The organism is Alteromonas sp. V450 (genome assembly GCF_001885075.1).
Classification (GTDB): domain Bacteria; phylum Pseudomonadota; class Gammaproteobacteria; order Enterobacterales; family Alteromonadaceae; genus Alteromonas.
Genome location: NZ_MODU01000004.1, coordinates 1,913,891 through 1,940,340, shown reverse-complemented (window position 1 = coordinate 1,940,340; position 26,450 = coordinate 1,913,891). Strand labels below are relative to the sequence as shown.

The 26,450-nt window shown below is 39.8% G+C and carries 22 protein-coding genes; 4 read left to right on the top strand and 18 right to left on the bottom strand.

From position 1 onward, the window contains the following. Positions 1-13: 13 nt before the first annotated feature. Positions 14-781, bottom strand: coding sequence for a hypothetical protein (locus BK026_RS08505; RefSeq protein ID WP_143142102.1), 768 nt, complete (start codon positions 779-781; stop codon positions 14-16). Between the two features lie 227 nt (positions 782-1,008). Further along, positions 1,009-2,931, bottom strand: coding sequence for a hypothetical protein (locus BK026_RS08500; RefSeq protein WP_071815479.1), 1,923 nt, complete (start codon positions 2,929-2,931; stop codon positions 1,009-1,011). Positions 2,932-3,727: 796 nt separating this feature from the next. Between BK026_RS08500 and BK026_RS08495 the strand changes: the two genes are divergently transcribed. Together BK026_RS08495 and BK026_RS08490 are read left to right on the top strand one after the other, a co-directional pair. Further along, positions 3,728-5,194: a lipopolysaccharide biosynthesis protein gene (locus BK026_RS08495; RefSeq protein ID WP_071815478.1), complete on the top strand. Its 1,467-nt coding sequence runs from the start codon at positions 3,728-3,730 to the stop codon at positions 5,192-5,194. A 26-nt stretch (positions 5,195-5,220) separates the two neighbouring features. Then, the gene (locus BK026_RS08490) at positions 5,221-6,345 is read left to right on the top strand and encodes a glycosyltransferase (protein WP_071815477.1); all 1,125 of its coding nucleotides are present in this window, start codon (positions 5,221-5,223) and stop codon (positions 6,343-6,345) included. A 35-nt stretch (positions 6,346-6,380) separates the two neighbouring features. Here the strand turns inward: BK026_RS08490 and BK026_RS08485 are convergent, their stop codons facing one another. Next, positions 6,381-7,418, bottom strand: a complete 1,038-nt coding sequence (locus tag BK026_RS08485) for a hypothetical protein (protein WP_071815476.1) — start codon at positions 7,416-7,418, stop codon at positions 6,381-6,383. A 651-nt stretch (positions 7,419-8,069) separates the two neighbouring features. Here BK026_RS08485 and BK026_RS08480 point away from each other — a divergent pair. Continuing rightward, positions 8,070-9,914, top strand: coding sequence for an acyltransferase family protein (locus BK026_RS08480; RefSeq protein WP_071815475.1), 1,845 nt, complete (start codon positions 8,070-8,072; stop codon positions 9,912-9,914). A gap of 230 nt (positions 9,915-10,144) precedes the next feature. On the opposite strand, the gene BK026_RS08475 is transcribed toward BK026_RS08480, so the two are convergent. The 14 genes from BK026_RS08475 to BK026_RS08410 form a co-directional block, all read right to left on the bottom strand. Then, on the bottom strand, positions 10,145-10,615 hold the full coding sequence (locus BK026_RS08475) for a hypothetical protein (protein WP_143142101.1): 471 nt from the start codon (positions 10,613-10,615) through the stop codon (positions 10,145-10,147). A 41-nt stretch (positions 10,616-10,656) separates the two neighbouring features. Next, a complete protein-coding gene (locus BK026_RS08470; protein ID WP_071815473.1) occupies positions 10,657-10,965 on the bottom strand; it encodes a hypothetical protein in 309 nt (102 codons plus the stop codon). A 134-nt stretch (positions 10,966-11,099) separates the two neighbouring features. Continuing rightward, entirely contained in the window at positions 11,100-11,993 is an 894-nt protein-coding gene (locus BK026_RS08465) for a glycosyltransferase family 2 protein (protein ID WP_071815472.1), read from the bottom strand. A 69-nt stretch (positions 11,994-12,062) separates the two neighbouring features. After that, complete coding sequence (locus BK026_RS08460; RefSeq protein WP_071815471.1) at positions 12,063-12,839, bottom strand: sulfotransferase family 2 domain-containing protein; 777 nt, start codon at positions 12,837-12,839, stop codon at positions 12,063-12,065. A gap of 22 nt (positions 12,840-12,861) precedes the next feature. Further along, positions 12,862-13,755: a glycosyltransferase gene (locus BK026_RS08455; protein WP_071815470.1), complete on the bottom strand. Its 894-nt coding sequence runs from the start codon at positions 13,753-13,755 to the stop codon at positions 12,862-12,864. Next, positions 13,752-14,645: a glycosyltransferase family 2 protein gene (locus tag BK026_RS08450; RefSeq protein ID WP_071815469.1), complete on the bottom strand. Its 894-nt coding sequence runs from the start codon at positions 14,643-14,645 to the stop codon at positions 13,752-13,754. Before BK026_RS08450 ends, BK026_RS08455 begins: the two co-directional genes overlap by 4 nt. Position 14,646: 1 nt before the next feature. Beyond that, a complete protein-coding gene (locus BK026_RS08445; RefSeq protein ID WP_071815468.1) occupies positions 14,647-15,864 on the bottom strand; it encodes a glycosyltransferase family 4 protein in 1,218 nt (405 codons plus the stop codon). Beyond that, complete coding sequence (locus tag BK026_RS08440; RefSeq protein ID WP_071815467.1) at positions 15,851-16,981, bottom strand: glycosyltransferase; 1,131 nt, start codon at positions 16,979-16,981, stop codon at positions 15,851-15,853. Before BK026_RS08440 ends, BK026_RS08445 begins: the two co-directional genes overlap by 14 nt. After that, entirely contained in the window at positions 16,981-17,949 is a 969-nt protein-coding gene (locus tag BK026_RS08435) for a glycosyltransferase family 2 protein (protein WP_071817561.1), read from the bottom strand. The genes BK026_RS08440 and BK026_RS08435 overlap by 1 nt, the downstream gene beginning before the upstream one ends. Before the next feature lie 9 nt (positions 17,950-17,958). After that, complete coding sequence (locus BK026_RS08430; RefSeq protein ID WP_071815466.1) at positions 17,959-18,954, bottom strand: glycosyltransferase family 2 protein; 996 nt, start codon at positions 18,952-18,954, stop codon at positions 17,959-17,961. Continuing rightward, entirely contained in the window at positions 18,941-19,927 is a 987-nt protein-coding gene (locus BK026_RS08425; protein ID WP_071815465.1) for a hypothetical protein, read from the bottom strand. Before BK026_RS08425 ends, BK026_RS08430 begins: the two co-directional genes overlap by 14 nt. 93 nt (positions 19,928-20,020) lie before the next feature. Then, positions 20,021-21,754: an ATP-grasp domain-containing protein gene (locus BK026_RS08420; RefSeq protein WP_071815464.1), complete on the bottom strand. Its 1,734-nt coding sequence runs from the start codon at positions 21,752-21,754 to the stop codon at positions 20,021-20,023. A gap of 93 nt (positions 21,755-21,847) precedes the next feature. Then, positions 21,848-23,296, bottom strand: a complete 1,449-nt coding sequence (locus BK026_RS08415) for an oligosaccharide flippase family protein (RefSeq protein WP_071815463.1) — start codon at positions 23,294-23,296, stop codon at positions 21,848-21,850. Next, the gene (locus BK026_RS08410) at positions 23,283-24,422 is read right to left on the bottom strand and encodes a GNAT family N-acetyltransferase (protein ID WP_071815462.1); all 1,140 of its coding nucleotides are present in this window, start codon (positions 24,420-24,422) and stop codon (positions 23,283-23,285) included. The genes BK026_RS08415 and BK026_RS08410 overlap by 14 nt, the downstream gene beginning before the upstream one ends. A gap of 165 nt (positions 24,423-24,587) precedes the next feature. Here BK026_RS08410 and BK026_RS08405 point away from each other — a divergent pair, with 165 nt between their 5' ends. After that, positions 24,588-25,460, top strand: a complete 873-nt coding sequence (locus BK026_RS08405; RefSeq protein WP_071815461.1) for a ThiF family adenylyltransferase — start codon at positions 24,588-24,590, stop codon at positions 25,458-25,460. Between the two features lie 46 nt (positions 25,461-25,506). On the opposite strand, the gene BK026_RS08400 is transcribed toward BK026_RS08405, so the two are convergent. Continuing rightward, positions 25,507-26,397, bottom strand: coding sequence for a PEP-CTERM sorting domain-containing protein (locus tag BK026_RS08400; protein ID WP_071815460.1), 891 nt, complete (start codon positions 26,395-26,397; stop codon positions 25,507-25,509). Positions 26,398-26,450 lie beyond the last annotated feature (53 nt).

Below are 26,450 nucleotides of genomic sequence, written 5' to 3'. Positions count from 1 at the left end.
GCGTTTAAAACGACTACAGCATGATGCGTTTTTGTGTATAGCTAGCGAGCGTTTCTCTAGTAATTAGATAAGTTTCGTGACATCGTTTAAAAAAATCTTCTTGTTCATATTCAAGGCTAACGCTAGGCAGAGACGACTGAATAATCTCACCTGACATCAGCGAACTCGACGAATCCCCCGCTTTTGCTTTTCCGGTATTATGCATTTTTTCATATCGCGATGTTAACGGTGAACTAAGCGCCAGATAGCTTGTAAGGCGCTCAAGCGTTTCACTCGGATTAACTTTTATAACGTCTGCATCAAGATAGAGATAGTCAAACGCGCACCTTTTAACCATAGAGGCAAGCGCTTCTAACCTTTGGCAATAGTAGTGTGCGGCGCTTTTAGGTTCGATAAATTCGTGTTTAGGGTGTGCTTTTCTGTAAAGCGAAACAATACTTGGTACTGCATATTCTGGCGCGCGAATACTTATTAAAAAATGACAACGTGAGTTAGTTAGCATGGCGTCAGTAACTTCATGTTCGTTATGCAGTACTTTATCGAACATATATGTGCTTTTAGCTTTTAATGAATGTGCTTCGCAATACAAGGCTTTTTGCCGCAGTAAACTCTTGCTACTGTAGTAACCTATGTGCATTTCATAATAGCCATTTATCTCAGGATGGCTTCCGAGCAAGTGCCCCATTAGGCTTGTGTTGGCACGCATATGACTTAGCAAGAAAAGATGTTTTTTTCCGTTGAGCAGTGATGGATTTTTTGCCAGTGATTTTATTGTCTGCATGTATGACATTTTATAATGCTGTCCATTTAAAGTAAGCAACGTTTCGTTCAATTGAATTTTTCATGTCAGCAAACTCGTTTTCTTAATCGCGCTATCGATTTTTTGGGCGCTACCTTGTAGCAAATTCTTTACTGGCTTCCCATACTTATCGGGTTATCAAAATCCACACAAACATGCCCGAAAGGTAACCCATTTCTTGTATTTTCTATGCCTCTTGTGCAGTGTAATTACGGTGCACAAACAATGCGCTTCATATCAAAGCCGGTAGTTTCAGATAGCGCATAAATATTCCTATCTGGCCAAACATTACACGCTGTTTCTGCCCATCCATCGCGCATAATAACAAAGATGACTTCGCTTGTTTCTAACGGAAAGGTCTGTTGGGAAATAACGTTACGAAACAACTTTCCCTCTAAATTTTTTTCATGATTGAAAACGCCAACTACAGCGTGCTGAATATTTTGTTTTTCAATTTCTTGCATTAGCTGGGTATTTACAGAAAAAGGGGCGTCAAACTTTAAGCGAACTGCCCAATTAGGTAATGCAATGGTAAGCGACACAAGGCAAGCGATCGTAAGATAATTTATCGAGAATTTAGCAAGCAGAGGAGGGGCCTTTGCATCTGCAATTTTACCCTTAAAATATAAAATTGCGCCTGCAATACACAGCGATGCTACAGGTAAAAGAGGGTAGTACCATCTAGGCCCAAACCAGCCAAGACCATAGAAGCTAATAGCGCCATAAGATAAAAATATCGCTCCCCAACACGCAAAAAATAGTGAAGTCCTTTTTTTTATCAAGTTGCCATATCGAATGCCAACTACAATAAATCCTATCGCCCAAGCAGCCCCTGCGAACCAAAAATAACCAATATCTACTATAGATTGGTGTGCCCACAAAACATAATCAAGAAGTTCGCTTTTTGCGGTTGATGCTTGACCGGCAACCTGTTGCGCATAGTTCCCGCCATACGGTGATTCTAGCGCATCTCCGCGTAAGTATTGATTAATTCTGAAGTGAAGCGCTACTGCTGCAATGCCCCATATTCCAATATTAATAAGAGGAAGAACTACTTTTGAAAATCTTGATAAGAGCGCATAAATTGAATACGCAACTATTGGCAATGTGAATACAAATGAATCTAGTTGTCTGGTGTGTATGGCATAAAAAAGCGCCATGCCTGCGAATGTCGAATTTATAAGTGATTGTAATTTATTGTTTTGACCACCAATAATTGATTTGTCATAGAAGTAATAAAATATCATTAGTGCTAAACAGACCGTAAGGTGAGAGAGCCATTCAGTGCTGGCGATTACCGAAAAACCAGACAACAAAAATACAACCGCACTAACGTTAGCAAGTGGTTCATTTTTATAAAGTGAACTTACTACTTTTCTCAGCATAAATGCTAGAAGAATCACAAGTAAAGGGTTTGCTAGCCAGCCAATATTGAAATTTACAAAGAGCGCTAAAAACAAAGGCCAACCATAAGGGTACTTTCCGAATATACCATTAGGCCCTTCGTTAATGGGCGGTGGATAAACCAATAAACTCGCACCCTGTGAGTTCGATGCAATATCACCAGATAGGATAAGGTTTGCTTCTGCTGCGTAAATAGCCGCATCTCCGAAGTGTGGAATGCCTTCGTATGCCCACCAAGCCATTACGCACGACATGCAGAAGAAAATACCAACACTGTACCTGAATAGTTTTTCTTCAGAGAGTTTGAACACTAGGTTATGGAAGCAACAACGTAATACTAAAATGTATGCGAGGGTAGAAATGCCCAGCGTTGAAAAGAAAATACCTATAGAAGGGTAGAGCATCCAACCTTGCCACCCTTTAAACCCATAGCTGTGCCACAAGCCAAAACTAAAAAATAAACTTGATAAAATTAGTGTTTTACTTACAGTTTTTTCACTTCCAAATAGTGACGCTATACCTCGCCAATGTACCAAGCTTGTAATGATAATTAGAGAAGCCCCAATGGCGCACCCCAACAGAACATATTTATGGATAGCTGCATAAACAGGAAGTGGGGTGAGATACAGCCCGCCTTCGCTAACGATGACGCCTCCTACTATTAGAAAAAAAGCGGGAATTAAGAGCGCAATATCTCTTGTAGTGAAGCGAAGCATAATGTTTTCCATTTCTAAATCGTAAAAGCGCAATTCTCTAAGGTAAACTTGGTTTGTTGCTATTTAATGTAGTTTTGAGATAAGCGGGCAAGCTATTTCATTCAATCCACACGAGGTCATTTTACCCTGCTCATGTCTTCGTTATTCATCCGTAAATTTACTCGTAGATTAGGCGCTCTTTGGGGCAGCAATTGCTGTGCAGCTATTAAGTTAAAAGAATACACCACATTTGTTCCTATGTTAAAAGCTTTTGTAATTCAAGCATTCGTTTGATGTGGACATACTTATTACAGCTACTGAAGTGAGAGGAAAATGCGACGGTATCGCCGATATAAAAATGCTCTTTATGTTCGATTGAAAATTATTTTCATCGGTCTATGGAAAAGTATTCGTCGTGAATGTGGACTGAACGAAAGAATAAACGGTACACTTGGCCATTATTGATACGTCACATTAAGATCTGGCCTCGGCGCGACACCACTGGATATTACTGAGTATTTAGTTGGAGTGGCTGAATTTCGTTGGTGTTCTGCGTAGCCGTAGGAATTGTTAAACGAGCGCTAAATTCTATCCCGTTGTTCGGACGAATTTAAATTAGAGAATGTTGCCTAATGACATGAAAAGCTTTTATCAATTCTATGTACATTTCAAAGTACTTGTAAAAAGCAATCTGCCATAAAGCAAGTCAAGGCGCTTAAAGCAGGCTTTTTTAGTGAGATTAAATTAAAAATATGCACGCTCGTCATTGAATTTTCAGATTTGTAGTAAGCATTTTTTATACTAAATTTTCTATACACAGGTGGATTGTGTGAATCAAAGACAAGTGAGTTTGAAAGATAGCACTATCAATGCAGTGAGCTGGTCAGTACTTTTGCAGTCCTCTTCTCAAGTTTTGAACTTTACAATCGGAGTGTTCATAGCTCGACTCTTAACTCCAGATGACTTCGGCTTGGTAGCCATGGTACTAGTTTTTGTTTCATTTTCGCATCTCTTCGCAGACCTCGGATTTGCTTCAGCGTTGATTCAAAAAGAAAAAGTTAACCAAATTCACTACATAAGCTGCTTTTGGTTAAATGTTGCAATTGGCTTGCTATTGAGTCTACTTATGTTTGCGGCTAGCGATTGGGTCGCTAGGTTTTATGAAAGACCCGAGTTAACTCAAATCAGTCAGTCGTTATCGATTCTTTTCTTATTAATTTCGGCAACTAGCGTACCTAAAGCCAAACTTTTACGAAGCCTAAATCATAAACGCGTTGGCATAATAGAATTAGTCTCAAATTTAACCGCGGGCGTCGCGGCATTAGTCTGCGCGTTCAAAGGCCTTTCTTATTGGAGTTTAGTGATTCAACTATTAGTGTTGAACCTATTAAGACTATTTTTGCTTTTTTATGTAAGTAAAATTTCGCTCGTATTCTTGTTTGGTTATCGCGAGCTAAAACAACTTTTATCTTTTTCCGTGACAGTGTTTGTCACTAAATTGATTCGTGAGGGAACATCCCAATTAGATAAACTTCTAGTGGGGAAATATATCGATTCAACAACATTAGGTCTTTACTCGAAGGCTTACAGCTTAATGCTGTTCCCGATTCAAAACATTTCTCGAGTTGTCACGAATGTTATGTTCCCTACTTTTAGCAAAATTCAATCAGACCCTGAGCGTGTGGGGGCTATATATTTAAAATGCATAGGATGTATATCGCTTTTAACATTTCCTATATTGATGGGGACAGCAGTTGTTGCACCTCTCCTCATAGAAGTAATATTCGGATCACAATGGTTGGGTATGACTATTTATTTACAATTTTTCTGCATTCTAGGCCTTTTGCTCTCCATTGTGACAGTAACAGGCGCAGTATACCTGGGGTTAGGCCGGCCAGATTTGCAGTTAAAAGTGAATTTGTTTACTCAACCATTAAAACTAGTTTGCTTATCAATCGGTGTAATGTTTGGTATGAAAGGGCTAATGGCAGGTTACTTTCTATCATTCGTTATATCCGTTCTATTAACGTGGTCAGTTGCCATGCGCTTGTTGAATAGGAGTGTTAATGACGTAATAAAAGCAATCTTACCTACAATGTTAATATCCTTTGTAATGGCTTTTTTCACTTTATTAATGGATAAGATTTTATTTTCAAACTTTTCTGATACTTATAGGCTGGTTCTATCTATTTTAAATGGAAGTTTCTTCTATATTTCTCTAAATATAATATTTACGCCAATAGCATATAAAAATATGAAGGCTATCGTTGTGCAAAGGTTATTTAAGAATAGATAAAATTAAAAAAAAGAGAAAAACAAAAAATGAAGAAGGTATTGGCTATAGTTTACGACTCTCCGGCACATCTCGACTTTGGTGGTGATGGCTATTTTGACTTACTGAAAAAAGAATTAAGTTGCGGTAGTGTAGTTGATCTGATTGTTTCTGAAAAGCCAACAGATAGGGGGAATGTTTTAAAGAAAGAAGAACTTCCATTTAATTTTTTAAACAGTATGAAGAAAGTTTACTTAAGTGGAAATTACAAATTCTCTAATAAAGTTGTTGAAAGCATTCAGTGGCTCAATGAAATAATCTCAATAGGGCATTACGATGAAATTTACATTGACAGAATTTGCTCCTATGCTCAGGTTTCAATGGAGATTAGTAATGTGTCCACCTATCATGCAGTAGGAACTGCTGGTATTCATTGGGGATACAAAAAAAGTTTCGCGTTTGGAAAGAAAATTCTTCTTCCCTGTAAAAAGAAAAATAACGACTTAGCTATGGCTTCTAGCTATTTCAACCTACCTTTAAGAGAATTTAATTTTAGTCACTGGGTTTATTCTAGGAAAAATGCAATACACTTTCTTCCTGAAATCTGGTACGAATCACAAAATAAATTGCCTAACAATTGTATAACGAATAACTTAGATAATATAAAAAATCTATTGGTGACCTATGGAAACTCGATGCCAGCGGTAACTGTAAAGCAGTTGATTGCAGCAGTTCGAAAAATAAAGCTAGTTAACCCAAATATTGAGATTAAAATACTAACTGGCACCGAGGAGTTTCACAATCTCACACTGGCATCACTAAATAATTTGGAAGTAACAATTGAAAAATGGGGGAGTTATAGCGAAGAGTTTACTTGGGCTCACTATGTTATCGGTCATGGTGGGACTTCCCATATATTTAACTGTATCAAATATCAAGCATTACCTATCTGCATTCCTGCTATTGCAGACCAATTTTATAATGCACAGCGGGCTGTAACACTCAATATTGGATATTCTATCTTCATGTATAAATGGTGGCGAAAACCATTTAATTTTATAGGTAAGACTTCAATATTTTCTGCACAGGCTATAAATGATATCTTAAATAATAAAGGTCAATACCTATCAAAAATATCGGCTTTAAAAGCTCTAAGTGCGAACCTTAAAAAATAACTAAAAATAGTTCTAATTTTTTAAGGTTTGATGGTTTATTTTACTTTTAGATGCTTTTTTATTTTTAACTTGATGAAGTCTATCAATTTTAAATTGTCTATAAAGAAAACTAGTGCTTCGATGGCTTTTTCATATTGTTCGGGTGGTATTTCTATAAGGCTTTCTTCATGGTTGGGATTGTTATCTACAATTAGCCAACTGTTTGGGACTTTTACACCAAGTTTTTCCAAATTTAAATTGCTTGTATAAAAGTGAGTTAATATATTTTTAGAAACGCTTTCGTCTATCTTGGGTTTTTTACTGTCATTAAAAAAAGGTAAGTTAATAAATCGAGGTTGACCCAACTCAAACCATAATTCCTTTCTTACATTGAAAATGCTATTAGAAATAATACTTTGAACTATATTAAAAGACTGATTTACCTTCAGGTTTTTTTGAATATCAATCTTCATTTCATAGTCGAGCGCACTTTTGAAATCTGAAACAGGGTCATGATTTACTAATAGGTTTTTTTCAAAAAACCTAACAATTAGTTCATGATTTTCAAAACAATTTTTCCAAATGCTCAATTTTTTATAGTAGTCAAGGTAGTCATTGTAATATGACTTGAACTTAGGGTATACACTTAAACGACTCCCATAAAACCTACGTGCTGTTGAGTGAGGGTTTTTAAAACCCTGATGATAATGAGACAAAAGCTGCTTATCTTGGCGTCTCAGGTAAACAATAATTTTGATCTCGTCAAAAATTGAAGACAATTCGGACGAAATACGTTTCACTTCAGTCTCGTTATTAACCCACGCGAGCTCTTCAGCGGAAAGGATTACATTAGAATCTATTTTTTCCAATTGTTTATAGATTTTGGGGTTTAAAGATGCGTCAAATGATGCGGCCGTACCTTTAAATTCGACCCAAGAATTAGCATTTCCTATCGAGCTGACACGACCCTGAGCAGTTTGCGAAAATAAGTGCCATCCATCCGCTTCGAGGCTAGCTCTATTCTCTTCCAGGGTCCTTTGAATCAAGGTGCTTCCAGTTTTGTGTAAACCAATGTGCAATATCAGTTTTTTCAATTTTCTAACCTGTAGGTATTTCTATAAACGTATAGATTCTCTGATTATATTTGCTTTAACACCAGCAGTGAGTAAGACAGCCTCTTTTTGATATCGCTACTAGTTTCTACAAAGCTTAGCGCAGTTAGTAATACTACCTTAAATTGAGATGTAAATATGCCTTATATTAAAACGTTAGAATATATCGGCTACCTGTTTCTGATGCGGCTTAGTTGTCGAAAAAAGCGAAATGTTATCACTGGCCTTAGGTGTTGGTCCGAGATACAACGATAACAGATAACATCGTGTTTAAGCGATAGCTTATTGATTAGCATAGTTGGAAAATTTTCGCTAACGCATAAAGTTACTATTGCGCTAAGTGCTAGAAGAAAATCGTTCATAATTAGCGTTCATTATGCTGAAATTGTAGTAGTTAGCGCCATAAATCGTAAAAAAGTGCTGTTAATTATAATGTTTTGACGTTCGAATTGGATTCCATCAGTGTTGAGAAAAATCACTTGAAATATTCAAAGCACAACGGTTCAGAGTGGCACTGTGAATTTTATGCCACGAATTGGTCGTCTTGTGGTATTTTGGTAACGCTGTGTGATTTTTCATTTCTGAATTTTTTTGCTGTAATTAGCCTCATTAAATCGTAGGAAGCATATAATTATGAAGGAACTTTTAAGGCTTGATATTCAAGGGCTTCGTGCGATTGCTGTTCTGAGTGTTGTAATCTTCCATATACAACCAAAAGCATTACCAGGTGGATATTTAGGTGTAGACATCTTCTTCGTTATATCGGGTTACCTGATTATTGGTCAGCTATGGCGAGCGCTTAGCAGGAATTCTTTCTCTTTCAGCGCATTCTACAGCAGTCGCTTTAAGCGTTTACTTCCTGCTTATATAGTTGTTGCTGCAGTAACTTCTATACTTTCATATATATACCTATTGCCTGGCGAGTACGCTAACTACTCATACAGCCTTGTAGCATCTTTACTCTATTCTTCAAATTTTTGGTTTTATTCGCAATCTGGGTACTTTAGTTCGGCACTCGAGTTTGCTCCACTGTTACATACTTGGTCACTTTCTGTAGAAGAGCAGTTTTATGTAGTATTTCCTATTTTTTTAATGCTACTTACCAAAATGAATCTGCGAATTGCAGCAATTATTGCATCATTAATACTGTTAGGCGTAGCTTCATTTTTGCTAAGCGAATGGCTTCTTTATAAAGATAGCGCACTGAGTTTTTTCGCGTCACCAACACGCTTTTGGCAATTTATAGCCGGAGGCCTGTTAGCAATAACTGGCGTTAAGTGTTACTCAACATGGAAAGCAAATTTGATAGTGAGCTTGTCTCTCGCTTGTATGGCAATATGCTTTGTAAGCTATAACAAATATACGCTCTTCCCCGGAATTAATGCGCTGCCTATTACGCTAGCAACCGTAGGGATAATTTATGCGCACGTAAAAGCCGGATTTCTCCATGCTGTGTTAGCCAATAGAGTTTGCCAATTTATTGGTAATATTTCTTATTCGCTGTATTTGTGGCACTGGCCTGTCATTGTTTTTTTCAAACTTCAATTTTTAGACCATTATACGTATACGGATATGACGGTTGTGTTCACAGTATCACTGGTACTAGCCATTGCTACTTACTATTTTATAGAAGTGCCATTTCGAAAGGTAAACATTTCAAATTATCAAAAACGTTATTTAGCGGGCTCTGCCTTGATATCCGCGATACTCGCTTTCTTTATACTTTTATCAATACCAATTCAAAATGCGCCTTTCCCGAAAAAAACCGTGTATTTGGAAGGCATTTTAAATACGCCCATGAATGATTATCGACATGGAATTTGTTTTTTATCTAGTAGATTTAACGATGTTTCATTTTTTGACGAGAAACAGTGCCTTGCTTATAAAGAAAATAGCTATAACATATTACTCATAGGTGATAGCCACGCTGGGCACTGGTATGCAGCGCTTGCAAAACAGGCGCCTGATAATTATACGATATCGCAAATAACCGCAAGCGGTTGTAAAACCGTATTGCCATTGAAAGGCGCGGGTCGTTGTACAAAGCTATTGCATTGGGCAATTAATGACGTTATTCCAAAAGGGCATTTTAATGAAGTTATCATGGCTAGTAGATGGAAACTAAAAGATACTTCAATTGTGAAGCCTTTCATAGAGCAAATTAAACCATTTACCGACCGTGTTACTGTAATGGGGCCTGTTGTCGAATATAAATACTCATTGCCTTGGCTTTTAGCTAAGTATCCCGAGGAGGATGTTAAATACTTCTCGAAGTTTAACAGGCAGGCTGAAGTTAATACTAAGCTGCAAGCCGTCGTAGAATCGACAGGTGCTAGGTTTTACCCCATTATCTATAAAATGTGTAGTGACAGAGATAAATGTAATCACTACGTTGACAATACTCCAATTCAGTTTGATTACGGCCACCTAACCCAAGAGGGCGCCGAATTTTTGTTAACAGAAATATGGAACCATTAAAAGCGACACACTGCGAGTTGTTTTTAAACCTAGCTTAAACGTTCTAAGAGGGGTTGATAGCTAGGCGAAAGGTAAGAGGTGCTGAACTCCTATTCGAATTTGTGCGGTTACTATGATGTTTTGTTTAAACTTAGTGCAAAATAATTTTATAAACGAAGCGAAAACAAAGTGTTTTAAAAAAATAAAAGGTTTGCTGATAGAGCTTCTTGAGCTTTAAATCTAAAGCTCTTTTACGAACAATTCATATTCTTTTCGTACACTTCTTTTGGCACTGAAAATCGAAATAGCTCGCCTAAAAGACTGTCATCAAAGTAAAGTTGCTCTATATCATAATCGTAGAAGTACCCTTTGAATAGGCCGTTAAAGAGCTTAACCGCAAATATATCTTTATTGGTTATCAAAGGTGCTATAGGCGCATGACTCACATATCTCTCTGTGGCTTCTTCAAACGGTATTGGTATCACTGTTTTTTCAGGTAAAACGATGGCATCTGGCTTATTGCTATTAACAATCGGCGTTAGTGAACAAGAGTCTAGTTCAGTGTAGTGAAATTCATTTTTCAATGCTAGGTTGTAATCAATAGCATTGCAGTATTGATTAATGATTTTAGTGTTTTCACGACAACCGTAGAAACTTACAGGGTAATGGTTTTTGTTATGGCTATTGCGCTGCGTAATCAAAAATGGTCGTTGTGTTGTCATGAAGTTAAAGAGGTCAGATATAGGCCTCAACGGAATAATCGTTACATCACAATATATACCACCAATTTTTTAAGTATATTAGCCCTATAAACGTCACATTTTACAGCCTCATTCAATGGGTTGTGTTTAAATTTCCGACTTAGTCGATCTAACCTACCTTTCACATTGACTTGTATGCCTTCTACTTTACTGCGAATACCAGGTAAATAATCTTCAATATTGCCTTCATTTAGAAAAATTGGGTTTGAATCACTCCAATTATGAAGCACTGCCCACTTGCACAACGTAACGTAGGCGGGCTCCTTTCTGTTATTAGGGTTGTTCCAAAAAAGCCATAAACGATTATTCATCTATCCTTGAACTCCTTCATATTCCGTTTTTTAGTCGTCTTAACCAAGCCAAATTTTTATATAGTCAATTCTGTTTATACTTTCTTATTTTACGAAAACTGAGCGAATAAACTGCTGGACGTCTTTCATTATAGTTACTCACGTTCCATATCTGTGCTTTTTGATAATCTAGCTTTTGTAATGACATAGAATATATATAAACTATTTAAATATAAAAAGAATGAGGCGAGTACTTTTTTGTGAACGGGGGTTTCGTTATTATTCAAGAATAATGTTTTGATATCTTGCTTCGGTGGAATAAGGTACTTGCATGTTTTTAGGAAAGATAAATTTCCTATATTGTAGTCCTTATACTTTTTCCACTTCCCATGAGTCACACGCCTTGTCTTTGTTAAATATTGCTTTAGTGAATGGCGAGCGGGGTGCAAAACAGCAGCTTTAGGTTCGTAACCAATTTCCATTTCTTTACAGTATAACCTATGGCCCCAATCTGCATCTCCACCTGAAAGTAGGCTTTCATTAAAGGGGCCGATTATCTCAAATGTGGTAGATTTAACTATTAAATTGGCTGTCGGGGCAAATTTGTTGTTCTGTAGGTAGCGCAGTTGCGGAAACCCGAATGTAAGTTCTACCAATTCAATAACGTTTGGTGAATGAATATTTCTCGGAAAAAGAGATATTGGACCACAGACAGCAGCCTGTTTATTTTGCTCTAGAAATTTGACCGCTGAGGACAGCCAATTTTCGCAAGGAACGCAATCTGAATCAGTGAATGCGTATATTTCACATTCCACAGCGGCTAAACCTTTGTTTCTAGCACTATAGGAGCCCGGTTTGGGCTCGACAAGCAGTAAAGTTTTAATCGTTAGTGTCTTAGAAATTTTGGGTACTCTAGTGCTACCGTTATCAACAACTACAACAATGAAATCATCTTTTGCGAAATTTTGCTGTTCAAGCGCATTTAAACATTTCGAAAGTCGTTCTTCGTCGTTATAGTGAGGAATGACAACACATACTTTAGCTTTCAATTTAGGCTACTCTCTAAAGAAATGGTCTGCAGTTTTATTCAATATATATAAAATTTCCTACAAAAACTTTTATCCGTGCTTTACTGCGTTGTATATCGCTATATTTGGTTCGCACAGCGCCTTAATCTCTCTCAAGATATCTTCAGATAAAACCTTTTTGTCTGCTCGCACTGGGCTAGCGTTTTCACTCTTAAGGGCCAGTGGTACACCGAAACAGCGCTGAAATTGGTGCTCAAATTCGTTCATTTCGTCAACAAAGCCGATTACGCTGAAACGTTTAAAAAGTGAAACCGCTTTGTTAATCGCTTCTTCAGACATATTTATTTCATTGTGCGACATACCAAGAATCTGAGTTGCATAATCACATCCGTCTTTTTTTGCTCGCTCGGTCTTTAGGTAGTCTTCTATATCTTCATCAATTTTCCATGCATGCGCATTATCAGTATTGTATTTATTGAAGAAAAAGTTGGAAATCCATTTTTCCACGGGATCGCGCATGAGGGTTACAAAATGCCATTCATTACCATACTTGTTTAAAACATCCTCATTGATGCTAAAGTGACCGCTGACGAACTTTGCACGTGAATTCAGTGCATAATGTAACAATGTAAAACGCTGTTCTACTAAATCTCCGCCTTTTATTTCGGTGGCCCGTTTCGATGCGCCCGCATCTAGCACAAAGCGAGCACTTTGATTTAGATAGTTCTTTATACCATAGCTAGCTACGATTGCCTTTTGCAGCGCAGTACCACCACATTTGGGTATATGCACGTAACAAATTTTTTTATTCAACGGCTTGTCTATCAACAAGCGTTTTGCATATTTAATATCTGACAGTATATTCATAAGCGTTTTAAAATAATGCGGTTTAGCGTCCCAAAAGTCTTTTTCCTAAAGCTCGAGGAATGCACAAAAGTAAAAATGCTTGTAGCTTTAAAGAAAGATCTGCTTGTTTCGAAAATAGAACCTTTCGCGCATATCTTTTCTTTTCGTCGTGGTACGGCGTTTTCCAATAACAACCAGCAACTTGCAAGTATTGAAATGCTAGCTCTTTTGGTCGCTGATTTGCTTCTGTGCTGTACTTTTCAATGATTTTTAACCTGGCAATTGCTGCGTTGAGTGGATTTGTTGAAATCCCAGGCATCTCGTAATATCTAACTATTGGATATGCCAGCCTTAAAAAAACGCCAACTCTCGACAACCGAATGAAAAGTTCTAAATCGATGAACCTTGGCAGTTCAGTATCGAAATTTCCAGCCTTGTTCAATGCACTTCGCTTAATCAAGCATGTCTGGATACCAATACCAAATACATTAAACTCTTTAGTCTCAGGGTTAAAGAGTTCATCGCCTATAACATCTGGAGATTGTCTTATTTCTTCAATACCAGCATTATTAACTCTAAGTAAATCGCCATAAACCATGCATACACTATCTGCACATTCGGCAAATGAGCTAATTTGTAGCGCTAGTTTGTTTTCAAGCCACTCATCATCGCTGTCTTGAAATGCTACATAATCACCAGTTCCTACACTTATTCCAAAATTGCGTGCTGCAGACGCACCTTGGTTTTTTCTTTTATAATACTTAACCCTAGGATCTTTAAGGTACTGTGCCACGACTATTTCAGTATTGTCAGTAGAGCCATCGTCTACAATTAGCAATTCAAAATCGGGGTACGTTTGGTTTAGTACGCTCTCTATAGCGCGGCCTATCGTAGCGGCCCTATTGTAGGTTGGAAGAACAATCGACACATTTGTCATTGCGCGTGCCTCGGAGCTTTTCTAAATGCGTCTATAAAGCCTCTAAAAAAAGCCTTACATAATGAGGGTTTTCGGCGTATTAACGCAAAGATAACAAAAGCACCGGGCAATTTGATCACTATAGTAAACAGTAAGTAGTAAATGTAAGCTAAGCGCGGAGCCCATCGCTTTAAAAACCATAGTCGGTTCCTAGAAAAATAATAAACGTAATTTTTACTTTGGAAACCAGTGGTGCTCGAAACTGCGTGATATAAAGAGGTATTTGGTAAAAATACAATCCGCCATCCTTTAGCTTTTATCCTTTCACAGTAGTCAGCGTCTTCAAAATACAGGAAGTAGCGCTCGTCCATTAACCCAGCAGTCTCAAAAACAGCTTTTTTTATCATCATTGCACAGCCGGATACGAAAGGCACTTCTACCGCACTTTTTTGTTCAATCAACCTAGATGAATATACGTGTTTGGGACCACCAGTCCACCAATTGCAACTTGAACCTGCCATCCATATTTTATCTTTAGGTTCGCTACAATAAATGGTAGGGGAAGCCATGCCAATTTCTTCGCTTTCGCTCAATGTTTTAATTAGCGGCGTTATTACATCTTCTGTAACGTAAGTGTCAGGATTAATGAGTAAAATATACTCTGCATTTTGGGCTAATGCGTGCTGTATACCTAAATTACACCCTGCAGCAAACCCACCATTGCTCACTGGGCGCTTAGTAACAACATCTTTATGAATAGTAGTAAGTTCACTCGTATCTGGTTGCTCACTATTGTCAATTACTACATAGTTGAGATTGATTGATGCGAATTTTTTGAACGAGTCGATACATTTAATGACTAAATGCTGGCTATGATAATTAACAATAACAACCCAAATTGTCGTCGCCATACTAACGCTCGATTGTTTGTTGTATGAGCTCACTTGCGCTTCTTCCTATCGATTCCCATCCATAACGTCGTTCTACGAGCGCTCTTGCATTAACACTAAGTTTTTGTCGTTCTTCTTCGTTGTCTAATAACGCTAACACCTCAGCAGCAAATGTGTTGGGGTCGTCTACTAGTCTGACTTCGTCACTTGATGCTTGTATTCCTTCACAGCCTATAGTTGTAGAAACAACAGGAGTTCCAAGTGCCATCGACTCTAGAATTTTTAGGCGAGAACCTGAACCAATTCGAATGGGTACGATAGACAATGTTGAGTCTTGGACAACCTCATAGATGTCGTCGACGTACCCAAGGTAGTGTATTGCGCTATCAGCATTTACCTTTTGGATAATATCAGAAGGAAGGCCTTTTCCAACAATTTTCAAGGTAACTGGTTTCGCCGACTCTCTTATAATCGGCCAAATCTCATCTATAAACCAGCTTATTGCGTCTCTGTTTGGTAAATGTCGCATCCACCCAACAAAAACAATCGTTCTATTACCGCTACGTAACTGGTATTTAAGGTTTTTTGTATCTACACCATTGGGTATAACCGCTGTGAAACGCTCAGTATCGGGCGAGTTCATATAGTCAATATCCACCTCAGACATAGTGTAAATACTGTTAAACTTAGCCCAGTTATCGCGTTCGTATTGCTTCATCAACTTAGCTTCTCTTGCCCAGAAGAGTTTCGCTAACCCTCTCGCAATATGGGCCTTGCGCTCTTGTGATATATACGAAATATCATGCGCTACTAGCGCAGTGCGGCAATTATTACGTATTTCTTTGGTTAAATATTGTGCGGTTTGTATGTATTCGAACTGTACAAGCGAAAATGCTTCACGCTTTATCAGTTCATTTAATTTAGCCGCAAGTGCGGGTGACTTTTTAATAAGTACCTCTGCTGGTGTACCCAAGAGCCAGTGAAAAGAATATCTTAACAGCCGCTTTATTTGCGCTGTTTTAGATTGTGAAACTGGAATTAGCTCTATTCGAGAAAGAAATTCTAGTTGACTCAAATAAGACCTTGAATCTACTCCAATTTCGAATAATGACAACAGCGTAATATCGTAGTTTTTACTAAGCTCCTTCAATATATTGAATATACGAATTTTTCCACCGGCAACTAAAGGCAGTGGAAAGGTCGGAGACACGACCAAAACTTTTGGCTTATTGTTTTCCATGAATAGTATCCATACAGATGCGCTCCATCGCTTTTCCAATCGACGAAGGCGATATTACATTTCTTAATGCTGCATGCGCCGGAAGCGACAACGAAGCTAATTCAGCTTTCATTTGCAATATTTTGTCAGCTAAGTCCTCTGCGTTTCCAGCTTCACATAATTTTACTCCTGAACATGGTTTAGTGAATATTTCTCTTATTGCAGGAGAGTCCATAGTAACGAGAGGGGCGCCAGCGCTTAAAATTTGGAAAACCTTGTTAGGGATAACACGAGAAGCCTTCTCTGTATCGCCAAAAATTCCTAAACAAATATCTGCATTATGAATTTGCGCTACTAGCTCTTCGTATTGCACCCATCTTATCCAATTAAGCTTGTTTAGAGGCTTTACCTCTAATGCATTGGCAAATGAATCAGCCATTTGTCCTTCGCCAATTATTGTCCAGTTAATATCCTCATCCTTTAAAAGGAGTGCTGCTTCATGAATTACTGATATGCCGTGCAATGGGATAAACTGGCCATAAAAGAGTACATCGAGTTGTTTTTTTTGACCGTCGCGTTTATGTTTTATACTCGGGAATTTTTCTAATTCAGCCCCCACGAATACAGTTCGAACTTTTTCTCTAGGGAGGCTATACGTGGTAGCGAAATATTCGCCATGAGCATGTGTGTCTAAGATAATGGTATCAGCTGCTCTACACGCGAGCCACTCCAGAGCATACAGCGCTTTCGCAGTTAAACTGTTTTTAGATACCAATTTACGGTCTTCAACGACCGTGTTGTAGAGGGATAGGAAGGCGTCCCATACTATTTTTTTACGTCTTAATTTAGCAAAAAACCATACCAGCAATATATCAAAATGACCAAGGTAGCTAACTACAACTACATCGTGTTTAGGAGCAAAAAGATAGCGCATGATTAGAATTGGATAGGCCATTAGAAAGCGTAGTATTTTTACCAATTTAGCTCTGTTACTTTTTACTTGACTCTTATCTTCTACATCGTCCCAAATATCCTTATGAATAATTATAGGGATAATGTCATTTTTCTTTAAACCTTGTAGTAGAATTCGTACGCGAGGCTTTCCTAAATCAAATGTTCCCCAAAACAACGGATTCATTATTCGTTGTCACTTTTTTGTTCATCAAGCATCTGCAGTTCCATTCTGCGCACTTTCTCTAGCGTTTGCTCTATAAGTTGGCGATTGAAGTTTATTAGGTCGGCAAGTATGGCTATAAGAAACGTGATAATGCCCAGTACCGTTAACACGCCACCAAGTATCAAAGACTGAAGATGCCCGTTTCCGTCACCCATCATGTAAAAAATAAGGAAGCGTACAATGGGTATAAGGCCCACTAACGTAATTATTGCCCCAATAAGAACAAAAACGCGCAATGGCTGATACATGGTATACATGCGCACTATAGTGGTTAACTGGCGTTCTATGAATTTAGGAATGCTGGTGAATAAACGTGATTCACGGGTTTTGGCGTTGGTTTCAACCGGTACATGGGCTACAGCCATATGCTTTTTGCCCGACTGAATGAGCGCTTCTATGGTATAGCTGAAAGGGCTGATAATATTTAGCTGTAATGCTGCCTCTCGGCTGTACGCTCGAAAGCCGCTGACTGCGTCGGGTACTTGCACGCCCGAAACCTTTTTTACCACGTAACTGCCTACTTTCTGAAGCAGCTTTTTTAACGGCGAAAAGTGTTCAATATCTTGGGTTTTTCTGTCGCCTACAACAACATCAGCGGTTCCGTCTAAAATGGGAACTACTAATTTTGCAACATCCCAACCCGCATACTGATTATCACCGTCAGTGTTTACAATAATATCAGCGCCACGTTTCAAGCATTCGTCTATGCCTTTTCTAAACGTGCGGGCAAGCCCTCGGTTGTTCTTGTTTCTAACTATATGGTGCACGCCTAACGATTTGGCTACTTCAACGGTTTTATCTTTTGAACCGTCGTCAATAATCATGTATTCAATCGTGTCGATGCCGTCAATATGCGTAGGCAAATCTTTCACGGTTTGCGGTAGCGTATGTTCTTCGTTATAGCAGGGAATTTGAATAATTAGTTTCATGAGGTTCACTTAGCTAAAAAGCGCTTTTAATTGAAGCCAATAGCAGAAAACCTGCCAGCGAATAGTGAAACGGCAGGCAAGTGCTTTTCGGGCATAAACAGCGGCTTCCTTGGTACGTTTGGTTAGCACTAGTTCATTTGTAATGTGCTGAAAGGTATAAGCAAGGCGTTTCTGGCTATACGCTTTGAGTGCTGGGTTATTCAACAATAGCGTGCATTTTTCAAATACAGTAACTTGGTAAAGACGCTTTTCTAGCATGCTTACCATTGTTGTCATGTTCTCTTTCTTTTGTGTATCTGGTATCAGATGTTTAGCAATAAAAGCTGGGTTGAAAAGTACGGTGGTCGCGTTATCTAACGTGCGCAGGTAAAAATCGTGATCGCACTCCCAGCGAATGTTTTCATCCATTCCCTTCATACTTAAATAAAGGGCTCTTCTTACAATTGAGCAGTTCAAGTGGGCAAAACCGTGGGCAGTAAGTAGCTCGGCAGCGCTCACCGAGTACGAGCCAACCGAGTCAGCTTGCTTGTGTGCCAAGCGAGTACTTAAATCATCTAGCCAAATAGGGCCTGGCTTTTCGTTACCGTCTACGAACACCGCTTTTTGATTTGTGTAATATGAATCAACCTTCGTGCTGCTAGCAGTAATACTTTTATGCGCTCTTTCAAGATGCTCGGGGTCTGTCCACACATCGTCATCATCTAAAAAACAAAGGTATTCGCCTTTTCCTACTAATGCGCCTGTATTCATAGAATAACTTTGACCGTGACCATTTGGGCGCCTAATTTGGTACCGGAAATGCACATGAGGCGGTGTCGTTGCCTCAAATGCCTTGTACTGAGCTAAAGCATCTTCATCAGAACCATCGTTAATAACAACGATCTCAAAATTAGAAAATGTTTGATTTAGCACCGACTCATAAGCTTTTTTAAACAGTGCAAAGCGGTTGCGGGTAGGAATTATTACGCTAAAAAATGGCGCGTTATCAAAGTCAGAGTGTGTCATGCTGTACCTGGGGATGATCCTTCACTTTAATAAACTCACCTTTAAATTCATTTTTAAACCAGTTAGCGTAGGCCAGTACTTTTTCGTTAAATTCTACCGCCTGTGCATCGGTTTCTACATAAGGCGTAAGCCCACTTTTTACGCTGGGTGAATGAAACGATAATATAAAGCAACGCTGGCCCAAATCATATTGATATTTCGTGACATTTTTCATGTCAGCAAGAGAAAAGCCTTCCGGAGATAGTCTATGAAGTTTCGCTCGCAGTACTTTTCGCATAATTTTATTTAGCAAAGACGAATTTGCATAGGTACTAGGAGCATCATGAAAATGTTTTCGAGCAATGCGAAAGGGGCTCACTATCGCACTAGTATGCGGCCAGTTTACTATTCCATCACGGTAAAAAATGTCGGTGTTGTACTGCGTAAAGTTGGGGCCATGCTGATGTGTGTAGTCAGCAAACGGGCTAATACTCACATCAACTTTGTATCCTAAAGCGTTTAGTATACGCGGTGTGTTTCTGCCAATACCATACCTGCCCGCCAAATAGGTGACTGGTTTTTGTTTTGCCACTACCGTAATTTTTTCTGTTAGCGCTTTAAGTTTGCTAAACTCTTCTGCCTCAGGCAAATTTCCGGGGTAGGAAAATTCCTCTGGAACGCTGTCTACGAAGCTCTCGGATAGCGGTGGGTTTACCCATGGGTGCAAATGCGCAGCAAACTCCACATGCTCGGAAAGTTCGCGGCATGCGTTAATGTTACTAATACATCTTTCACCTTGTTCGCTAGACACAAACGCATAATCCATCGCCAACGTACTTTTAGCGCCAATCGCTGTTAAGTTTTTAATTGCGATCAACAATTCGTTGCCGTGGCTTACTTCAGTAGCAGATGGAATGAAGCCTCCATTCCAGTCAAATTCTTCTTCCGTGTGAATAACTATTGCTAATTTAGGGGCAACGCTTGCTCCAGACACGTTTCAATTCCATAGGTTACTTATCGTTACAATCGTATCCATTCTTTGCAGCTGAGTAAAGCCAGGTAGGCTAAGTATTAGCGTGTTATAGCGTTATTCAATCAGGTTTAAATGCACAAGCTGACTAAGCAAATTATCAAGGCCAGTATCAATATTTTCGTAACAGCGTTTGAGCCCGTCATCAGTGCCGTCATAAGGGTCGACAATCTCTTCCAGCGGCCCACGCCCAGGGGGAACAAAATGCGCTAAATTTACCGCGGTGTATTTTTGGTAAAAACGCGCCAGTAAATACTCATGCTTTAAATCAAAATAGATAATAAGCTGTTCGTCGGGTTTAACCATGTCTTGGTTAAACGTTTTTGAACGATGCGATTCAAGGTTTATGTTCCATTGCTGGGCCGTGGTTATACAGCGCTTTGGCGCGCTTCGGCCCTGTTTTTGATGAAAGCCCGCACCACTTACCGGTACATTTATGCCTTTTTGTTGGAGTTTTTCCCGCAATAGTTCGGTAGCGAACGGCGAGCGCATAATATTGCCGTAGCACAATACAAGTATGTGTTTAATTGGCCGCGAAGGTAAGCTTTCGCGCCCTTTATTTTCTAAAGCGCGTTTTCGGTTAATGGTTAGTAATTTATTTACTTTGTCGCCAAAAAGCTGTTTTAACTCAATAAAAAATGGGGCTTTGTCGTTCCATTTAAATGAATCTATGGTTTCATTACCGGTTAACATGTAGCTTAGGCTTAGTAATCTTGCGCAGGTTTTTCTTACGGCCGCGCTTAGGCCAGTTGAATGTCGTTCTCGGTCAAAACTTTCTTTAATGTCATAAAAATCAGCTGAAAGGTTTCTTGCCCTTGCTTTTTGATTATAGGTCAGTTTGTTAGGGCGATGTGTAGTTAGTAAATAGTAGGCAAGTAGAGCAGGGAAGTTGACACCTGCGAATACAGCCAGCGGTAAGCTGCCCCAGAAGCGCGCGTTTATCTCAATAAGGATCCATTCGTTGGTTTGCGCGTTATGTTTGAATTCGAACATGCCAACGCCGGTATAATTTAAGTGGCGACAAATTTTCTGGCACGCATCTAACATGCCGCTATCTAACGGCACAGCCTTACGATACGAACTGCCGCCGCCTTTTTCAGGCTCTGACACTCGCTTGTGAGCGAAGGCAGCTCTAATTTTTCCTTTAGAGGATAGTATTGAAACTCCCATTCCAACGCCTGTGAAATAGCGCTCTACCAATGAGTGAGTATGCAATGATCTGAATGCGTCTATATCCTGCTCGTTTTTGGCTATTACAACACTGTTTCTGTGAGATAGCTGCTCGCTGTTGTAAGACATCGCAGGTTTAAGCACAACCGGCAGCCCGTATTGGGTTTGTAATGCTTCATTACTGGTGGTTTGCAGATTGGTCAATTCACCTTCTGCTACAGGGATGTTGAGTTCTTTTGCTAGCTTTCGCGTTTCTTTTTTATCGAAAAGCGGGCCTAGTACACCGCGTTCAGGAATAGCGAAAACGGTATGCAGCTTACACCGCTCTTTAATGTCTAAAAGCGGATAGATAGAACGTTCGTCACAAGGAATGACTATATCGTATTCACCGTTGTTGATAATATTCTCAACACTGTCACTCCATTGCTTCTGAGTCAACGCCTGATAGTTTAGTCGAAAGACTTTTTTTACCCACTTGGAATGAATGCTAGGAGACAGGTTGTCTAATGTAACCACCTCAACATGCATGCCGGCTTCTCCAAGAGAGCGAATAACCGACAAAAAGCTCCGTGTGTCTTCGCCAAGTACCAGTGCTTTGCGTGTGTTTAGCGAGTTACGCACGTTGAACGCCCCATGCGCAGATAACCGCTGTCTGTGTCAAAATGACAGATAAAGAGAGTAATAAAATACGTGAGAAAGCTTGCATTAAAAACCTCAGAAAAATCGTGCGCTGATCATACGCATCATTGCTGTTAGTGTGTGCCTGTCTTCTTGGGAAAAAATAACGGTTTTAACAACCAAAAATAATGCAGCGAAATACACACCTATACCAAGCGACACGCTTAACATTAGCGATAAATAAAACGGAATGGGTAACGTTAGTGAAAATGCAATGCACCCTCCCATTATTGCCGCAGCGATACTGCTCCCAGTAAGTGCCCGAAGAAGTCTTGAAAACGTTAATTCAAGACAGTAGCTCAGCCAAAAAAGCCCGGAAAAAAGCATAAAAATACCAATGCTTGCTCTAAAGGCAGAAAGGCTGGTTGGCGATGAAATAAATTGATGAAAAAAGGCAAGTGCTGCCACACTAATAAGCAAAGTACTTAAGTCGTAAACAAATACGTGCTTTACTTTTCCTCTCGATATAATGGCGTCGCTTATTACATTGCCAGCAGTAAAACTTAAGGTCAGTACAGCTAAATTAGCCAGAACAGGGCCATATTCTGTCCACTCGTCGCCTAGCAACAAAGGGGTAAGGTCGTCGGCCAGTAGGTATAACCCTACTGCACTAGGTATGGCAATAAGAAGCATCATCAGGCAGGTAACGTATATTCGCTCTTTGGATGCTTTTTCCTGCGACATGTAAGAGTACAGCACTTGAAATACGGGGCCTATTAGCTCACGCGCTGGAAGCATCGCGATGTCTTTCATTGTGTTGTAACCACCAATACTATGGAGTGAAAACGTTGAAGCCGCATACCAAACATCAAACTTCGCCCGCGCATGGCCAACGATATTTTTTAGTATCATCCACTTCCCAAACGCAAACGATATAAGCAGTTGTGAGGTTGTGAACTTGGTTCTATAAGACAAGATAATGTAGCTAAGAAGCACCTGTATGCCCGTATTAACCCCCAGCCCAATTATCAATGCCCAATACGTTTCATATATAAAGGCTATAGCCACCGAACATACGCTTCCAATAAGCTGGCCTGCAGCCGAAAACGTTACAAATTTCTGAAATGCTAACGTGCGCTTCAGGTGGAAAATATACCCATTGTTAAATGCATTAAGCGCGGGTAAAAGGCTAATTGCCTGAAAGGCTAACGTGAGGTTTTTTTTGTCGAATGCCTCAGCTATGAGGGGAGAGGCGATAAACAATAGCACGCTTACTAAAAGCTTAATAAGCAGGTTGAAGCTCCAACAACTGTTAAGCTCGTTCAACGTGGCATCTTTTTTCTGGATATAGTACTGCTCAACACCAAAATTCGTAAGTACGTCTGCAATTTGCACGGTAATGGTTAGCACAGCAAACGCACCAAATGCTTCCGGAGAAAGTAGTCTGGCAAGAATGAAAACTGAAACAAGCCCCATTGCGCGGTTAAGCCAAGACACAACAAGCACCCACGAGGAGCTTTTTAGTAAGCGGTTACTCTCTGTCATTAAGTAAATTACCCGACGAGGTTAAGTAACTTTTTGCATTGTCTAACCAGTGCTTCAAAATAAAGAGCGGTTGCTTTTTTTGAAAACTGGTTATTATCAAGGGCTCTTGGTGATTAGATAATGACGCCTTGTATTGCCCTTGCCCGCCCATGAAGTCATAGGTGTGACAACCTTTTGAAGCATAGTGGCTTATGGCCATAGCGTGAGCGAGTAATCCAGGCTTAAGCCTGTTGTCTTGTTCGTATTCTATACCTGACAGGTAAAAGTAAACGTAGCCGTCGTAATTAAAGTTATAGAGGTAGCATAAAGGAGACTCGTTCACCTGTAAGCACAACAAGTCGATGCATCCAGAGCTATAATTTCTTTTAATAAGTTCATGGTGAAAGCGTTGAAAATAAGGGTTGTTAAAACCACTTTTTAACCCAGGCCAACGCTGCCTGTGCAACTGTGCGGCGCATTCAAGCATTTCAAGTGCATCGTCGCTGGTTTGTGCCTTTACAAGCTTCACTTCACCACGCTGCCCCAGTAATTTTAGCGTGCGCCTTATTTGATGACGCGTGTTGCGAGACAGTGTCGATAAATATACATCAAGATCTGAAAATGTATCGCTTAGCAGGCTAGCATAACTTTGCGTTTCCCAAATAATTCTCGGGAACAGCGTTCGCGGAGTAGGGGTTTCGAAAATTTCATCTCTGCTAACCCCAAGAATAAACTCATCTAGCTGCGGATATTTATCAGCAAGATGTTGTAACACAACGGCTCTTATTGCCCACTCACGGCCTCTTGCACACAAAATATCATTGTATTCTGGCCAAATTTGGTCTTTCGCGTCTTCACCGGTGCGGTTAAACCAAAGCTGTGCAGACACGTGAAATGGGCGATTAGCGTTTAGTATATTGAAAAACGCCAAACCGACGACTTCGTCATGGTCGAACACGGTGACCACATTTGTTTTGTAGTCTAGCATTTTTAACCAGCTTCCTATCCATTTCCAGCTGGTGAAAAAGCTTTTACTCGAAATCTTCTCTAGCTTGGTCCATTGCGCTAGCAATTCTGGTAGTTGCTCTTTTTTTAATGGCGCTGAGGTTGCTGAAAGAGACGTCATGGGTTGTGCATTCTTGTGCATGAATTATTTTCCTTGGAAGCACAGAATAGATGGATTCATAGCAATAGGCAATGGCGGTTCACGAATCGCGATAGGTCTGAAGTGAGAAAAAGAATATTAAGGAGAAATTATCTAAAATTTAGTGCTATAAATAGTAAAACCTTCCACTTCTAAAAGGCAATTAAAATGGATTTCGATTATTACGATGCGTTCTCACGCAATATTGGTTGGGTTACAGCTGAAGAACAGGAGCAATTGAGAAACGCTAAAGTTGCCATAGGGGGGTTAGGCGGTGTTGGGGGCGATCACTCTATTGTTCTCGCTAGGCTAGGTATAGGTAACTTTAATATATCAGACATGGATGCTTACGATGTTGCTAATTTTAACCGTCAAGCTGGTGCAAATATAAATACGGTTGGGCAACCTAAATCTGAAGTTATGGAAAATACCCTGCGGGCGATAAACCCTACAGCGTCGGTTACTAATTTTGCCGAAGGCATTAGCGAAGATAACTTAGACGCGTTTTTAGATGGTGTCGATTTGTATGTCGACAGCTTAGATATTTTCAGCGTTGATATTAGACGAAAAGTCTTTCAACGTTGCTATGAAAAAGGTATCCCTGCCATTTCAGCAGCGCCTATGGGGATGGGCGCTGCGCTCATGTGTTTTGTTCCTGGAAAAATGAGCTTTGAAGAGTATTTTTGTCTAGAGGGGCATAGCTTTGAAGATCAAATTGTGAGGTTTGTAGTGGGTATGTCACCAAGCATGCAGCAACGTCATTATTTGGTAAGAACCTCGAGCGTGAACTTTACTAAAAAAGACGCAAAGGTGCCGTCAACGTGTATGGGTATATCGCTTGCCGCGGGGGTGCTGTGCACCAATGCGTTGAAGTTATTGTTGGGCAGGGGGGATGTCATTCATGCGCCTTACGGTTTACATTTTGATGCCTACCGCAATACGTTAATAAAAACTCACAGACCGGGTGGAAATAAACATTGGAAGCAGCGTTTTATGTGCTGGTACCTCAAGCGCATGTTAGCAAAGGGTGACAAGCAGTAACAAAAAAAGCCGCTTCTAAAGCGGCTTTTTAAATCACTATGTAAAATTACTTGTTAAGTCTTCGACGCGAAGCGCCTACCATGCCTAACAAACCTAATCCCATCAACGCGATTGTTGATGGCTCAGGCACATTGGTTACCGCGAAACCGCCTGAATGGGTTCCGGTTAGCGTGCTTGTTCCATCACCGTTGTCTGCAATGGTTACTTCGGTAATGTCGGTGTTAAAGTCTAATTTAATTAGAACGTTAGCCATGTTGTCGACTAAATCTTTAAAAGATCCAGTAGCAAGATTAAACACATCGCCTGCTTCAACACCATTTATCAGGCCACTACCTACTGAGGTTAATTGACCAAAAAGAGTAGGGCCGCCAGTGAACTGAATTGTGTTAAAGATATTGAATGTAAATAACTCTTTATACACATCTAGTGGGTTGCCTGATAGGGCGCCCGCCGCTCTTGAGGCTCTATCGTAGTAGTAAAACGTTACGTCGCCCGCAGTGTAGTCTGTTTCTAGGCTAAGTGGATCGTCGCCTGAAATAGTACCGGTTAAATCGAATGAAAACGTTAAGTTAAAACCATTTAGCGTATTCAAGCCATTTGAACTAGGGCCGTCATCGAAATCTTCAGAAGGCGTTGTACCCACTACCTTGTTTAATTGAACAGAATTGTTGGCAACAGCAACGGTGCTGCTTAAATCTAGTCCACCTGTAGTTGAAATATTACAGCCTGATGTCAGCAATGGCACTGGACAATCTGCGGTAGTAACTGACCTGTATTGGTATTGAAGCTGCTCTAACCATCCAGTGGTTGTTGGGCCGTTAGCGTAATTTGCGTTTCCGCCCATATCGGCGCCTACGTCAACGTAAAACTCGTCAGCAGAAACAGCTGCTGATGCGGCAAGGATGCAAGCGCCGGCAGCAATGTATCTAAGTTTCATAATTAAGTTCCTTAATCGTAATTTATTAAAAGCGTGACAGCTGTATATTTCAA